This window comes from Pseudomonas citronellolis (genome assembly GCF_001586155.1).
Classification (GTDB): Bacteria; Pseudomonadota; Gammaproteobacteria; order Pseudomonadales; family Pseudomonadaceae; genus Pseudomonas; species Pseudomonas citronellolis.
Genome location: NZ_CP014158.1, coordinates 984,130 through 998,613, shown reverse-complemented (window position 1 = coordinate 998,613; position 14,484 = coordinate 984,130). Strand labels below are relative to the sequence as shown.

Annotated in this window: 14 protein-coding genes; 8 read left to right on the top strand and 6 right to left on the bottom strand. The window is 68.6% G+C overall.

Annotated features, from left to right (window positions below; translation table 11 throughout):
- Positions 1 to 4: 4 nt before the first annotated feature.
- Together PcP3B5_RS04590 and PcP3B5_RS04585 are read left to right on the top strand one after the other, a co-directional pair.
- On the top strand, positions 5 to 1,012 hold the full coding sequence (locus PcP3B5_RS04590; RefSeq protein WP_061560657.1) for an iron ABC transporter substrate-binding protein: 1,008 nt from the start codon (positions 5 to 7) through the stop codon (positions 1,010 to 1,012).
- Entirely contained in the window at positions 1,012 to 2,571 is a 1,560-nt protein-coding gene (locus PcP3B5_RS04585) for an ABC transporter permease (protein WP_061560656.1), read from the top strand. Before PcP3B5_RS04590 ends, PcP3B5_RS04585 begins: the two co-directional genes overlap by 1 nt.
- Before the next feature lie 413 nt (positions 2,572 to 2,984).
- On the opposite strand, the gene PcP3B5_RS04580 is transcribed toward PcP3B5_RS04585, so the two are convergent.
- The 5 genes from PcP3B5_RS04580 to hrpB all read right to left on the bottom strand — a co-directional run bounded on the left by PcP3B5_RS04580 (position 2,985) and on the right by hrpB (position 9,656).
- Positions 2,985 to 5,288, bottom strand: coding sequence for a PqiB family protein (locus PcP3B5_RS04580; protein WP_061560655.1), 2,304 nt, complete (start codon positions 5,286 to 5,288; stop codon positions 2,985 to 2,987).
- Positions 5,281 to 5,901 carry a paraquat-inducible protein A gene (locus PcP3B5_RS04575; RefSeq protein ID WP_009617390.1) on the bottom strand — a complete coding sequence of 207 codons (621 nt, stop codon included), beginning with the start codon at positions 5,899 to 5,901 and terminating at the stop codon, positions 5,281 to 5,283. The genes PcP3B5_RS04580 and PcP3B5_RS04575 overlap by 8 nt, the downstream gene beginning before the upstream one ends.
- Positions 5,888 to 6,544, bottom strand: coding sequence for a paraquat-inducible protein A (locus PcP3B5_RS04570; protein ID WP_009617388.1), 657 nt, complete (start codon positions 6,542 to 6,544; stop codon positions 5,888 to 5,890). Before PcP3B5_RS04570 ends, PcP3B5_RS04575 begins: the two co-directional genes overlap by 14 nt.
- A gap of 117 nt (positions 6,545 to 6,661) precedes the next feature.
- The gene (locus tag PcP3B5_RS04565; RefSeq protein ID WP_051879367.1) at positions 6,662 to 7,051 is read right to left on the bottom strand and encodes a helix-turn-helix domain-containing protein; all 390 of its coding nucleotides are present in this window, start codon (positions 7,049 to 7,051) and stop codon (positions 6,662 to 6,664) included.
- Between the two features lie 88 nt (positions 7,052 to 7,139).
- A complete protein-coding gene (gene hrpB / locus PcP3B5_RS04560) occupies positions 7,140 to 9,656 on the bottom strand; it encodes an ATP-dependent helicase HrpB (RefSeq protein WP_043273516.1) in 2,517 nt (838 codons plus the stop codon).
- 167 nt (positions 9,657 to 9,823) lie between these two features.
- On the opposite strand from hrpB, the gene PcP3B5_RS04555 reads away from it, so the two are divergent.
- The 3 genes from PcP3B5_RS04555 to PcP3B5_RS04545 are packed head-to-tail and all read left to right on the top strand — an operon-like array spanning position 9,824 to position 11,650.
- Entirely contained in the window at positions 9,824 to 10,240 is a 417-nt protein-coding gene (locus PcP3B5_RS04555; protein WP_009617385.1) for a hypothetical protein, read from the top strand.
- Between the two features lies 1 nt (position 10,241).
- Positions 10,242 to 10,757, top strand: a complete 516-nt coding sequence (locus PcP3B5_RS04550; protein WP_061560654.1) for a DinB family protein — start codon at positions 10,242 to 10,244, stop codon at positions 10,755 to 10,757.
- Between the two features lie 2 nt (positions 10,758 to 10,759).
- Complete coding sequence (locus tag PcP3B5_RS04545; protein ID WP_371263888.1) at positions 10,760 to 11,650, top strand: cation diffusion facilitator family transporter; 891 nt, start codon at positions 10,760 to 10,762, stop codon at positions 11,648 to 11,650.
- Here the strand turns inward: PcP3B5_RS04545 and PcP3B5_RS32410 are convergent.
- Complete coding sequence (locus PcP3B5_RS32410; protein WP_338052334.1) at positions 11,643 to 12,125, bottom strand: DUF6515 family protein; 483 nt, start codon at positions 12,123 to 12,125, stop codon at positions 11,643 to 11,645. The genes PcP3B5_RS04545 and PcP3B5_RS32410 overlap by 8 nt on opposite strands.
- 207 nt (positions 12,126 to 12,332) lie before the next feature.
- Between PcP3B5_RS32410 and PcP3B5_RS32405 the strand changes: the two genes are divergently transcribed.
- From PcP3B5_RS32405 to PcP3B5_RS04525, 3 genes are all read left to right on the top strand, one after another.
- Complete coding sequence (locus PcP3B5_RS32405) at positions 12,333 to 12,755, top strand: hypothetical protein (RefSeq protein WP_324288145.1); 423 nt, start codon at positions 12,333 to 12,335, stop codon at positions 12,753 to 12,755.
- 485 nt (positions 12,756 to 13,240) lie between these two features.
- Positions 13,241 to 13,720 carry an Lrp/AsnC family transcriptional regulator gene (locus PcP3B5_RS04530; protein WP_009617381.1) on the top strand — a complete coding sequence of 160 codons (480 nt, stop codon included), beginning with the start codon at positions 13,241 to 13,243 and terminating at the stop codon, positions 13,718 to 13,720.
- Between the two features lie 559 nt (positions 13,721 to 14,279).
- Positions 14,280 to 14,483, top strand: coding sequence for a DUF2788 domain-containing protein (locus PcP3B5_RS04525; RefSeq protein ID WP_009617380.1), 204 nt, complete (start codon positions 14,280 to 14,282; stop codon positions 14,481 to 14,483).
- Position 14,484 lies beyond the last annotated feature (1 nt).

Genomic DNA, 14,484 nt, shown 5'->3' with positions numbered 1-14,484 from the left:
TTCCATGTCTGTTCGTCTGCTCGCCGGCGTCAAGGGCGCTGTCCTGGCCTGCCTGCTCGGCGGCCTGTCTCTGCACGCCGCTGCCGATCCGGTCACCCTCACCCTGTACAACGGCCAGCATGCCGCCACCGGCATCGCCATCGCCAAGGCCTTCACTGACAAGACCGGCATCCAGGTCAAGATCCGCAAGGGCGGCGACGGCCAGTTGGCCAGCCAGATCACCGAGGAAGGCGCGCGCTCGCCGGCCGACGTCATCTACACCGAGGAATCACCGCCGCTGATGCGCCTGTCCGGCGCCGGCCTGCTGGCCCCGCTGGACGCCGGCACCCTGGCCCTGGTCGAGGCGCAGAACGCCGGCGGCAAGGGCGACTGGGTGGGCATCACCGCCCGCGCCCGGGTGCTGGCCTACAACCCGAAGAAGATCGACGAGAAGGACCTGCCCAAGAGCCTGATGGACCTGTCCGACCCGCAGTGGTCCGGGCGCTTCGGCTTCGTTCCTACCAGTGGCGCCTTCCTCGAACAGGTTTCCGCGGTGATCAAGCTCAAGGGCCGCGACGCCGCCGAGGACTGGCTCACCGGGCTGAAGGCCTTCGGCTCCATCTACACCAACAACGTCACCGCCATGAAAGCCGTGGAGAACGGCGAGGTCGACATGGCGCTGATCAACAACTACTACTGGTACACCCTGAAGAAGGAGAAGGGCGAGCTGAACTCGCGCCTGCACTTCTTCGGCAACCAGGACCCGGGCGCGCTGGTCACCGTCTCCGGCGCCGCCGTGCTCAAGTCCAGCCAGCATCCGAAGGAGGCCCAGCAGTTCGTCGCCTTCATGCTCAGCGAAGAGGGCCAGAAGGCCATCCTCAGCCAGTCCGCCGAATACCCGCTGCGCAAGGGCATGCAGGCCGACCCGCAGCTCAAGCCGTTCGCCGAGCTGAACCCGCCGCAACTCAGCCCCGCCGACATGGGTGAGGCCAAGGACGCGCTGGACCTCGAACGCGACGTCGGCCTGAACTGATGTCCATCGCCGCGCCCGTGGTCCAGGCCCGCGGCGGCCACGGGCGCAAGGCGCCGCTGTGGCTGCTGCCGCCGGTGCTCCTGCTCGCCCTGCTGGCGGCGCTGCCGCTGTTCTACGTCGCGGCCAAGGCCTGGGACTCGGGCTGGCACCTGGCCTGGGAACTGCTCTGGCGGCCCTACGTGTTCCGCCTGTTCGGCAACACCCTCAAGCTGCTGGTGCTGGTCACCGTGCTCAGCGCCCTGCTCGGCCTGGCCTGCGCCTGGCTGGTGGAGCGCAGCGACCTGCCCGGACGGCGCTACTGGAACGTGCTGCTGTGCCTGCCGTTCGCCATCCCCTCCTTCGTCAGCAGCTTCACCTGGGTATCCCTGAGCCCGGCCTACGAAGGCCTGGGCGGCGCGGTGCTGGTGATGGCCATGTCCAAGTACCCACTGGTGTACCTGCCGCTGGCCGCCACCCTGCGCAACCTCGACCCGTCGCTGGAGGAAAGCGCGCGCATGCTCGGCGTGTCGCGCCGCCAGGTGTTCTGGCGGGTGACCCTGCCGCTGCTGCGCCCGACCCTGGCCGCCACCAGCCTGCTGGTGGCGCTGCACATGCTGGTGGAGTTCGGCGCGCTGTCGATCCTGCGCTTCCAGACCTTCACCACGGCGATCTACCAGGAGTTCGAACTGGAATTCAGCAACGCCACCGCGGCCATGCTCTCCTCGGTGCTGCTGGCGCTGTGCTTCCTGCTGCTGTGGCTGGAACTGCGCATGCGCGGACGCGGCCGCCTGGTGCGCACCGGCCAGGGCAGCGCGCGGCAGGCCGAGCGGGTGCGCCTGCACGCCTGGAAATGGCCGCTGCAACTGCTGCTGGTGGCGCTGGTGGTGATCGGCACCGGCATCCCCATGGCCATGCTCGGCTACTGGCTGCTCACCGGCGCCTCGGCGGCCTTCCCGCTGCTGGAGATCGGCCAGGCGCTGCTGTCGTCGCTGTCGCTGTCCTTCGGCGGCGCCCTGCTCGGCTGCCTGCTGGCGCTGCCGGTGAGCATCCTGGTGGTGCGCTACCCCGGCCCGCTGGCGCGCTGGGCGCAACGCCTGCCCTACCTGCTGCAGGCCCTGCCGGGGCTGGTGATCGCCCTGTCGCTGGTGTACTTCGCCCTGCACTACGTGCCGGACCTGTACCAGACCAGCGCGCTGCTGCTGGTCGCCTACGCCCTGCTGTTCCTGCCCCTGGCCCAGGCGCCGATCCGCGTGGCCCTGGAAAAGGCCTCGCCGCAACTGGAAGAAGCCGCCCGCACGCTGGGCCAGACGCCGCTGCGCGCCTTCCTGCGCATCACCCTGCCGATCATCTCGCCGGCCATGGGCGCGGGGTTCGTGCTGGTGTTCCTCGACAGCATGAAGGAGCTGACCGCCACCCTGGTGCTCGGGCCCACGGGGCTGACGACCTTGGCTACGGCGGTGTGGGTGCATACGTCGACGCTGGAGTACGCGGCGGCGGCACCCTATGCGGCGTTGCTGATTCTGATCTCCGGGGTGCCGGTGTACCTGCTGACGACGCGGGCGGCGCGGGGTGGGCGCTGAAGCGGGAGTGCTTTTCGTAGGAGCGAGCTTGCTCGCGAACAACAGGCGGCTTGGTGTTTGGCTCAAAGAGCACCCTCTCCCCAGCCCTCTCCCTGAAGGGAGAGGGGGCTTGTCCGTGCCGAGAGAAGTGATGGTTTCAGCCGGTAGCTTTCGGTGTTGCCGGCTGACTCAGGAGCACCAGCGTCTGCCCAATGGTCCCCTCTCCCTTCAGGGCGGGGCGCGCAGCCGAGGGTTAGGGAGAGGGGGCGGAGTGTCCCACCGCGTCTATGTCACAAGGAGCTTGGTTCGCGAGCAAGCTCGCTCCTACGAAAATCAAAAGCCCCCGCACGCCCCAAGCAAAAACGCCCCGCCGGTCTCCCGGCGGGGCGCTTGGCCTCGGATAAGCGGCGTATAACCGCGAACGGTTATACGCCCTACTCGCCCACCGCTTTCCCCAACGGAATCTTCGGCGCCCACTGCAGCCACTCATCCTGGTACTCGTCGAACAACGCAAAGGTCTGCCCCGGCCGTGCCGCGGCGCCCATCTGCGCATTGTCCGGCGTAGCGAAGGCCACGCCCCCGGCGAGGATGGTCTCGAAGGACTCGGTACGCACCTTCACCCCCTTGAACAGGCCGGCATCCACGCCCACCCCGCTGGTGTTCCAGAAGCGGCTGCCGGTGCGTACCAGGGGCGCGTAGCGCGGTTCGATGAGGATGTGGATCAGCACCCGGTCGCCCTGCTCGCCCAGTTCGAAGGAGGTCACCTTGCCCACCTGCACCTCGCGGTAGGTCACCGGCACGCCCGGCTTCAGCGAGCCGCGGCGGGCGGCGCTCAAGGTCAGGCGCAGGCCGTCGGCGTCGAGCAGGCGGTTGGGCTGCTGCGCCAGCAGGTTGAAACTGTTCTGCGCCGGGCCCGGCTTGGCCGCCGGCAGCACTTCGATATACGGGCCGCTGACCAGGGTGCCGAGGTTCTCCGCACCGCCCAGGCCGAGCTGCGCCGAGACCACCCAGAAGCGGCTGCCCTGGCGGGCGATGCTGTCCTGGGCCTTGATCAGGCGCGCCTTGAGCACCACGCCGCCGAGGTCGCGGCTGAGGTCCACCTGTTCCACGCGGCCCACGTCCAGGCCGCGGTAGCGGATCACCGTGCCCTCGCGCAGGCCGTCGGCCGAGTCGGCGCGCAACTCGATCAACTGGCCCTTGGCGTGGGCGCTGTCCTCGCTGTCGTAGAGGGCGAAGCGGCGCACCTTGGTGACGGGCGCGGCCTTGGGGTCGGGGGTGTCGAAGGCGATGCCGCCGCTGATCAGCGTCTGCAGCGATTCGCTCTTGAACTTGATGCCGTTGAGGTCGCCGCTCAATGTCACGCCGCTGACGTTCCAGAAGCGCGTCGAGGTGTTCACCAGGGCCGCGTATTCGGGCTCGATGTGCACGCCCACCACCACCCGCTGGCGATCGCGGGACAGCTGGTAGCTCTGCACGGTGCCGACCTTCATCTGCCGGTAGAGGATGGGCGTGCCCACCTCCAGCGAGCCCAGGCGGTCGCTGGTCAGCACCAGGTGCAGGCCGGGCGCGTCCAGGTTCAGCGGCGGCGCCTTCGGGCGCACGGTGAACTCGCGGGTGGGTTCGCCCTCCTTGGAGAAGCGCACGGCGATGTAGTTGCCCTTCACCAGCGCCTCCAGCCCGGTGATGCCGGCCAGCGAGATGCTCGGCTTGACCAGCCAGAACTCGCTCTTGGCGTTGAGGAACTCCTCGGTGCGCGGGTCCATGGACAGGGTGGCGGTGGCGCCGTTGAAGTCCTTGTTCATGTCGATGGCCTTCACCGTGCCCACCTGCACGCCGTTGTACATCACCGGGGTGCTGCCGGCGGAAAGGCCGCTGACGTCGTCCACCTTCAGGCGCACCGCCAGGCCCGCCTGGGCGGCGTCGTAGTCCTCGTAGAGGCGGAACGGCTTGGTCGGGTCGGTGGGCGGGCTGTCCGGGTAGCTGTCCGGGGTGGCGAAGGCGATGCCGCCGGCGGCGATGCTGGCCAGCGACTCGGTGCGCAGCTTCAGGCCGCTGAGGCTGCCGGACAGGGTGATGCCGCTGGCGTTCCAGAAGCGCGTGTGCTTGCGCACCAGGTTGGCGTAGGCCGGCTCGATGTGGATCTTCACCTCGATGGTCTTCTGGTCGTCGGCCAGCTGGTAGCTCTTCACCTGGCCGACCTGGATCTGCCGGTAGTAGATGGGGCTGCCCTGCTCCAGCGAACCCAGGCGCTCGGCCTTGAGCATCAGGTGCAGGCCGGGCAGGCTGTCGGACAGCGGCGGCGGCTCCTTGAGCGCGACGAAGTCGTGGTTGAGCTCGCCCTTCACCGGGTCGACGGCGATGTAGTTGCCCGACACCAGGGTCTCCAGCCCGGTCACCCCGGCCAGGGACACGCGCGGCTTGACCAGCCAGAAGCGCGTGCGCTTGCTCAGGTACTCGATGCTTTCCTTGCGCATCTCGACCACCGCGGTGACGCCCAGGGTAGGCTTGTTCACGTGCAGGTCGACGACCTTGCCCACGGCGATGCCCTTGAAGATCACCTCGGTCTTGTTCGGCTGGATGCCGTCGCCGCTCTCGAACTGGATGTTGATGGTCACCCCGGCCTGGTCGTAGGCGCGCCAGGCCAGCCAGGCGCCGATGGCCAGGGCGATCAGCGGCAGGATCCAGATCGCCGACCAGTTGGTGGTCTTGCGCAGTTTCGGGGTGGGGAGTTCACTCATCGTCGTTTTCCGCGTCCGTGTTATCCCAGATCAGCCTGGGATCGAAAGTCACTGCCGCCAGCATGGTCAGCACCACCACAGTGGCGAAGGCGGCTGCACCGAGGTTCGCCTCGATGCTGGCCAGGTTGCCGAAGTTCACCAGGGTCACGAGGATGGCGATGACGAAGATATCGAGCATCGACCAGCGACCTATCCACTCGATGAAGCGGTACATCAGGATGCGTTGCCGCGCCGACATCGGCTGGTGGCGCTGCACCGAATAAAGCAGCAGGGCGATGCCGACCAGCTTGAAGGTCGGCACCAGGATGCTGGCGACGAACACCACCGCGGCCACCGGGATCATGTCCGCGTGGATCAGCTCCACCACCCCTTCCATGATGGTCGCCGGGGTGCCGCTGCCGAGGAAGTTGACGGTCATGATCGGCAGCAGGTTCGCCGGGATGTAGAGGATGGCCGCGGTAATCAGCAGCGCCCAGGTGCGGGTGAGGCTGTTCGGCCGCCGCGCGTGCAGCACCGAGCCACAGCGCGAACAGTGCTGCGGCTCCTCGTCGGTGGCGCGGTTGAGCTGGTGGCATTCGCCGCAGGTCAGGATGCCGGCGTCAATGGCCCTCATCGTCGAACTCCCCGGCCAGCGATTCCCACACCTGGTGGCGCGACATGGTCACCTCCAGCCATATCTGGCTGAGCAGCAGGCCGATGAAGCAGGCCAGGCCCACGCCGATGTGCAGTTCGGCCATGTCGATCAGCTTGACGATGGCCACCAGGATGCCCATCAGGTAGACCTCCAGCATGCCCCACTCGCGCAGATGCTGGTACCAGCGCAGCAGTTGCATGGCCTGCGCGCGCGCCACGTCGAAGCGCAGGCTGCAGAGGACGAACAGCTGGCACAGCAGCTTGGCCAGGGGGATCACCATGCTGCACAGGAACACCAGCACGGCCACTCCGTGCATACCCGAGGCGTACAGGCCAAGCACCCCGCCCCAGACGGTGTCGATACCGACCTGGCCGAGGATGTCGATCTTCATGATCGGCAGGAAGTTGGCCGGGATGTAGAGGAAAAGCGCGGTGAGCACCAGCGCCATGGCGCGGCGCACCATGTGCGGCCGGTGGATTTCCAGCTCGTAGCCGCAGCGCGGGCAGACCGAGCGGCTGCCCGTGGGGACCGGCTCGCGGCGCATCAGCAGGTCGCATTCATGGCAGGCGATCAGCTGCTCCAGCGGCAGGTCTTGCAGCGCACGGCTGTCGGTTTCGGACATGGGGGGACTCTGGATGATTTGTGCCTATTGTAGACGAGGCGGCCCCCGCGGCGCTGCGCCCGCAGCGCCTCGGAATCGGCCGAAAAGCCGCTCGCGGGGCTTGCCATCGGCGGTGTTTCAGGCCCTGGGTTTCCCAGTGGCTCCTGCCGCCGCCCGGCGCTTTGCCATGGCGGGGCTGGTGCCGCGTGGAAGGAACCGGCCCTCGGCCTTGGCGGGCCGCGCCGGGAGTACCGCATCAGCCACGATCGCACCCAGCGTCATCCGCATGCCGAATTTGTTGAGGATGCCATTGAGCGTCCCGATGGTGGGGTTTCCCTTGTCGCTCTCGAGCTGGTAGAGCGCCTTCGTCGATATCCTGCACATGGCGGCGAAGGTGTCCTGGTCGAGCCCGGTGACCTCGACGCGCAACCGGCGAATGGAAACACCGAGCGACTCCCGCCCCTGCACATTCGCCCGCAGAATGTCGTCGATCAGCCGCTGGCGCTCCTCGGTGGTGATGTTCCTCATAGCAGGCCCCATCAGCCTTTTTCGGCAATAAAATTCCGGTTCATCCCTTCCGCCCCCTATAAATCGGCATTTTAATTCCGACTCACATTCATTTGCGCGGCTTGGCCCGGGCGGTGGGTTCGGCGATCAGCGGATCGTCCGGCCAATAGTGCTTGGGGTAGCGGCCCTTGAGGTCCTTCTTCACTTCGGCGTAGGTGCTGCGCCAGAAGTTGGCCAGGTCCTGGGTCACCTGCACCGGGCGCTGCGCCGGTGACAGCAGGTGCAGTTTCACCGCCAGGCGGCCGCCGGCGATGCGCGGGGTGTCGGCCAGGCCGAACAGTTCCTGCAGGCGTACCGCCAATACCGGCGGGAATTCGCTGTAGTCCAGGCGGATGTTCGAGCCGGACGGCACCTGCAGGGTGCGCGGCGCCAGCTCGTCCAGGCGCTGCGGCAGCGGCCAGGGCAGCAGGCCGTGGAGGATGCCGGGCAGCTCCAGGTTGGCGAAGTGGGCCAGGCGCGAGACCTTGCCCAGGTACGGCAGCAGCCAGTCCTCCAGCGAGGCCAGCAGGGCCGCGTCGCCGACGTCCGGCCACTCGCTTTCGCCCTTGTCTTCCAGGTCGAGACGGCGCAGCAGGTTCACCCGCGCCTGCCACTGGCGCAGTTCCGGGGTCCAGGGCAGCAGTTCCAGGCCCTTGCGCCGCACCAGGCCGAGCAGCGCGCGGCTGCGGGCTTCGGCGTCGAGGCCGGGCAGCGCCTCGCGGCTGAGCACCAGTTCGCCGACCTTGCGCTGGCGTTCGGCGCGCAGCACGCCTTCGCGCTCGTCCCAGTCCAGTTCGTCATGCACCTTCACCTGCTCGGCCAGCACAGTATCGAACAGCGCCGCGTCCAGGGCGGCGGCCAGGTAGATGCGTTCTTCGCGCTGGCCCTGGCGGCTGCCGAGGTCGGCGACCACCAGCCAGGGTTCCTTCATCAAGGCGTCCGGCTCGCCGAACTGCGCGGCGCGGCCGTTGGCCAGGCGGTATTCGCCGCCGCCCTCGCGACGCTGGCGGGCCACGCGGTCGGGATAGGCGAAGGCCAGCAGCGCGCCCAGCCAGCGCGGGTGGTCGGTGTCGGCCACCGCTTCGCTCGGCTTGCCGCGCAGGTAGCCGCGGAACTGCCGGGCCAGTTGCTTGGCCCGTTGCACTGCGCCGCGACTGGCGCGGTTGCCGGCCGACTCACCGGCGAGCAGCGCCGTGCGTTCGTGCAGGTCGGCGCCGGCGCCGCGCAGGATGTCGCGCTCGCCCAGCAAGGCGGCGACATCACAGGCCAGGCTGCCCAGGCCCAGCGCCTGGCCGCGCAGCAGCAGGTGGGCGATGCGCGGGTGCGCCGGCAGTTCGGCCATGGCCTGACCGTGGGCGTTCAGCGCGCCGCTGTCGTTCAGTGCGCCGAGACGCGCGAGCAGCTCGCGGGCCTGGGCGTAGGCCGCGGCCGGCGGCACGTCGAGCCAGGCCAGTTCCTCCGGCGCCACGCCCCAGCGGCCCAGTTGCAGGGCCAGGCCGGCGAGGTCGGCCTGGAGGATTTCCGCCGTTCCGTAGGCCGGCAGTTGCTCGTGCTGCGCCTCGGACCACAGGCGGTAGCACACGCCCGGCTCCAGGCGCCCGGCGCGGCCGGCGCGCTGGGTGGCCGAGGCGCGGGAGATGCGCTGGGTCTCCAGGCGGGTCATGCCGCTGCCCGGGTCGAAGCGCGGCACCCGCGCCAGCCCGGCGTCGACCACCACGCGCACGCCGTCGATGGTCAGGCTGGTCTCGGCGATGTTGGTGGCCAGCACTACCTTGCGCTTGCCGGGCGGCGCCGGCTCGATGGCGGCGCGCTGGGCGGACAGTTCCAGCTCGCCGTGCAATGGGCACAGCAGCACCTCGTCGCGCCCGGCCAGGGCCTCGCCCAGTTGCTCGGCGACGCGGCGAATCTCCGCCTGCCCCGGGAGGAACACCAGCAGGCTGCCGGGCTCGTCGGCCAGGGCCTGGAGCACCGTCTGCACCACCCGCGGCTCGACGAATTCGCCAGCCTGCCAGGGCCGTCCCCAGCGCAGCTCCACCGGGAACATGCGCCCCTCGCTGCGCACCACCGGCGCCTCGTCGAGCAAGGCGGACAGCCGCTCGCCCTCCAGGGTGGCGGACATCACCAGCACCTTCAGCGGCGTATCGCGCAGCAGTTCGCGGCCGTTCAAGGTCAGCGCCAGGGCCAGGTCGGCGTCCAGGCTGCGCTCGTGGAATTCGTCGAAGATCACCAGGCCCACGCCTTCCAGCGCTGGGTCGTCCTGCAGGCGGCGGGTGAGGATGCCCTCGGTGACCACCTCGATGCGCGTCTTCGGCCCTACCCTGCTGTCCAGGCGGATGCGGTAGCCGACCGTGTCGCCGACCTTCTCCCCCAGCTCCGCGGCCAGGCGCTCGGCCGCGGCGCGGGCGGCCAGGCGGCGCGGTTCGAGCATGAGGATGCCCTGCCCGGCCAGCCAGGGCTCGTCGAGCAGCGCCAGCGGCACCCGGGTGGTCTTGCCGGCGCCGGGCGGCGCCTCCAGCACGGCCTCGTCGCGCTCGCCCAGGGCCTGGCGCAGAGATGGCAGAATGGCATCGATGGGAAGGGCATTCATGGCTATATTTCATCCACCCTCAAGCACGCGGAAACAACGAACCGGCGATTATAACGGCGAACCACGACCGACCCGCCGCAGTCCTATGCAACAAGGGCGGCGGCCGACGATAGAGGCCCCTGCGCCGCATTGATATAGTTGCCCGAAGCCTATTCCGGAGGTTCTAGATGCGTCTTGCCACCCGAGTTTCCTGCGCGGTTCTCAGCGCAGCCCTGCTGAGCCAGTTGGCCGCCTGCGGCACCCTGTTCTACCCCGACCGCCGCGGCCAGATCGATGGCCGCATCGACCCGGCCATCGCAGTGTTCGATGCCATCGGACTGTTGTTCTACATCATCCCGGGGCTGATCGCCTTCGGCGTAGACTTCGCCACCGGAGCCATCTACCTGCCGGACGAGAAATACTCCGTCGCCCCCGAGAAACTGCACGAGGCGGTCGGCGCCGACGGCCAGGTGGACCGGACTAAACTCAAGGCAATCATCGAACGCGAGACCGGCCGCGCCCTGCCGCTGGACGACCCACGCCTGATCCAGCGCGTCGGCAACCCGCAGCAGCTGGCCAGCCTGGGGCTCAAGCTGGAGGGCTGACATGCACGCGGCACTGGGGCGCCACCTGGAAAAACTCCTCGACTACCACCTGTGGGCCCACGAGCGCATCCTCGAGGCCGTCGCGCCCCTGGACGAGGCCGCCTACCGCGAACCGCGCGGGCTGTTCTTCGGCAGCCTGCACGGCACCCTCAACCACCTCGCGGTGGGCGACCGCATCTGGCTCGATCGCGTCGAGGGCCGGCCCTGGCAGTTCACCCGCCTGGACAGCGAGGCCGCGCCGGACCGCGCCGCCCTGGCCGACTTCCTCCGCGAGGGCGTGCAGGGCTGGAAGCAGTGGCTGGCCCGCCAGGACGAGCGCGACCTCGGCAAGCTGCTGGAATACCGCAACATGGCCGGCCAGGACCACCGCCAGAGCCTGGCCGACATCGTCCAGCACCTGGTCAACCACGGCACCCACCACCGCGGGCAGATGAGCGCCGCGCTCACCGCCCTCGGCCAGCCGGCGCCGCTGCTCGACTACATCTATTTCCTGCCGCAACGCCAGGACACCCGCTGAACTTGGACAACCGACGCGCCCGCCTGCTGCACCTGGCCACCAGCGCCTCGCTGGCGGTGGCCGTCACCCTGGTGGTGGCCAAGGCCCTGGCCTGGTGGCACAGCGGCTCGGTGAGCCTGCTGGCCGGCCTGACCGACTCCCTGCTCGACGGCGCCGCCTCGCTGCTCAACCTGCTGGCGGTGCGCTATTCGCTGCGCCCGGCGGACGACGACCACCGCTACGGCCACGGCAAGGCGGAGTCGCTGTCGGGCATGGGCCAGGCGCTGTTCATCTCGGTCAGCGCGGTGCTCATCGGATCCCAGGCGCTGGACCGCCTGCAGCACCCCGAACCGCTGGGCGCCACCGGCTGGGGCATCCTGGTGATGCTGCTGTCGCTGGCGCTGACCGCCGCGCTGCTGGGCGTGCAGCGCTACGTCATCAAGCACACCGGTTCGCTGGCGGTGCAGGCCGACTCGCTGCACTACCGCTCCGACCTGCTGCTCAACGGCAGCATCCTGGTTGCCCTGTTGCTGGCGCATTACGGCTTCCCGCGGATGGACGCGGTCTTCGGCCTGGGCATCGCCGCCTACATCCTCTGGAGCGCCGTGCGCATCGCCCGCGAGTCGGTTGCGGTGCTGATGGACGAGGAACTGCCGGCGGACGTCAGCGAGCGCATGCTCGAACTGGTGCGCCAGGTGCCCGGAGTGGTCGGCGCCCACGACCTGCGCACGCGGATTTCCGGCGATCGCTGGTTCGTCCAGCTGCACCTGGAGCTGCCCGGCGACATGCGCCTGTCCCAGGCCCACACCCTGTGCGACCAGGCCGTGCTGGCGATCCGCGCCGAGTTCCCCCGGGCCGAGGTGCTGGTGCATGCCGACCCACTGGAAGTGGTGGGCCGGGAAACCATCAGTTGATGCTGTAGCCGCGCCCCTGCAGGCAACTGCCCAGCGCGCCGCGGTAGGTATCCACGGCCTGCTGCGACGGCGCGTAGCCGGCCATGGCCGGGTCGAAGCCGCTCTGCCCGACCGCCCAGGTGTGGCACTCGTAACGGTCCTGGGCCTGCTGCTGCGGGCTCTGCCCGTACATCGGGTAGGCGATCACGTCGTAGGGATTGCCCGTCGGCAGCGGGGCCTGCGCCACTTGCGGCGGGGGCGGCACCACCTCGTAGGTCTGCGAGGAATTGTCGAACAGGTAGTAGGTGCCGGCAGCGAGGAAGTACAGCATGCTGCCGAACCACAGTTGCTCGGCGTAGGGCGGCAGGTAGCGCACCCGCACGCCGTAGGGCGGCGCCACCACCACGTAGCGCGCGCCATGGGGGCGGTACCAGTAGCCGTCGTTGAAGAAGTAGTCGCTGCCGCGCCAGGGCACCCGGTAATAGCCCGAGGGCACCCGATCCACCACATAGCCCGGCCGCCAGTTCGACGGATGCGGCCCCCAGTTACCGCCCGGGCGGCCATGCCAGGCATTGCCGGGCGCGGGCGGCGGCCGGCCCTGCCAGGAGCCGCCTCCGGCGGAAGGCCGGCCGGGACCGTGGTCGTCATGACCGGCGGAAGGGCGGCCCTGCCATTGGCCGTTCCAGTTGTTCTGGGGTCGGCCTTGGCCCTGATTGGCCTGGGGTCGGCCTTGCCACTGGCCGCCCTGATTGCCTTGCGGACGGCCCTGCCACTGTCCACCCTGGTTGCCTTGCGGGTGGCCCTGCCACTGACCACCCTGGTTGCCCTGCGGACGGCCTTGCCACTGGCCGCCCTGGTTGCCTTGCGGTCGGCCCTGCCATTGTCCGCCCTGATTGCCTTGCGGACGGCCCTGCCACTGGCCGCCCTGATTACCCTGCGGACGGCCCTGCCACTGGCCACCGTCGTTGCCTTGCGGACGACCTTGCCACTGACCGCCCTGGTTGCCCTGCGGGCGACCTTGCCACTGGCCGCCCCCATTGCCGCCGCCATGCCCACCCTGTCCGCCATGGCCGCCCTGCCCGGGTCCCTGCCCTTCGGCGAAGGCCTGGCCGGCAATGGCCAGTGACAGCAACCCAACGGATGCCAGACGCCAGATGCCCGACTTCATGAATGCCTCACAGCGGCCTGCCGGCCGACCTCGTTCGTTTGCATGACAGATAGACAACCGCGCAGGCAGCGCATCCCCGGGGCCAGGGTAAAGTCAAGGTAAAGGTCGGCGGGCAAATCGCAGGCAAGAAAAAAGGGAGGTCAGTGACCTCCCCTCGGGGAATTCGTCCTGGCTCGTCGCTTCTGGCGCCGGCTCACCTCGCTCCACCTTCTGGGCGGTGCGTAGCCCGGTGGCCTGGGCGACCCGATCGGGTCGGCAGGCCGCGATGCGCCTGATTGGGCGGATCGCCGTGGACGTATGGGTCCGGGCCGTGATTTCTGGAGCCATGTTACGGGGAGCGAAGCGACAGCGGATTGCGAAGATTGCGCACCAAACTATCGATTGCGCAATAAATCACCAAGAATGTATAAAAACATGCAAGCCGATAAATTTTCGAGGCCACAATGAACAAACTGGACCGCTACGACCTGCGAATCCTCGCCGAATTGCAGCGCGACGCGCGCATCTCCAACCAGGAGCTGGCCGAACGCATCGGCCTGTCGCCCTCGCCCTGCTCGCGGCGCGTCAAGCAACTGGAAGACGACGGCTACATCCTGCGCCAGGTCGCCCTGCTGGACAGCAAGAAGCTCGGCCTGAGCCTCACCGCCTTCGTCCTGATCGGCATGGACAGGCACACCCCGGAGCGCTTCGAGCACTTCCAGTCGATCATCGCCCAGTGCCCGGAGGTGCTGGAATGCAGCCTGGTCACCGGGATGGACGCGGACTACCAGCTGAAGGTGATGGTGCCGGACATGGAGCACTACCAGCACTTCCTGCTCGGCACCCTGACGCGCATCGAGGGCGTGACCAGCGTGCGGTCGAGCTTCGTGCTGCGCAACATCATGGCCAGCACCGAGCTGCCGCTGGAGCACCTGCGCAGCTGACCCGGCAAATGTAGGAGCGCGCCCTGCGCGCGAATCGCGGGCAGGGCCCGCTTACAGGGGACCGGTGCGGCTGGGGCCGCGTAGCGGATCTCATCCGCGATCCGCGCCGATATATCCGGCTATCGCGGACAAGGTCCGCTCCTACGCCCTCCGGCAAACACAAGACCCGTAGGATGGCGTTGAGCGAAGCGATACCCATCACCACGACCGCATGGGTTTCGCCAAGGCTCACCCCATCCGTTGAGGCGCGCCTTGGCGCAGCCGGCAAGACAGTTGCTCCTACCGTCCAGGCAGGCACGGCTCGCTCCTACGAAGGAGATCCGCTGCGACAAATGCGCGCACCCCGCGTCCTGCCAGCGCCGCCCGGCGCTCGACTATTTCCCGCCAGGGCCGCTGCGGCGGGACTTCTTCGGCCGTCGCCGGCCCCGCGCGGGAAATTCTGCTCACTTTCTGCACAGCGCTGATCAACCGGCGACCAAGCCCTTATAATGCCGCCCGTCCTCGCGACCGCCGGACCTTCCGGCCCCCACTCAAGCGCCCGCGCCGGGCAGGAGCAGCAATGAACGAGAGTTTCGAAGACTGGATGATGTACGGGCTGGTCAGCGCCCTGGTCCTGTTCATGGCCTTCATCGTCTGGGACCTGGCCAAGAAGTCCAAGGCCGGACGCATGGGCACCATGGTGCTGTTCTTCGCCCTCGGCCTCGGCGTCTTCGGCTTCCTGGTCAAATCCTTCGTGGTCGCCGGCCTGGAAGGCGGTTTCTGAT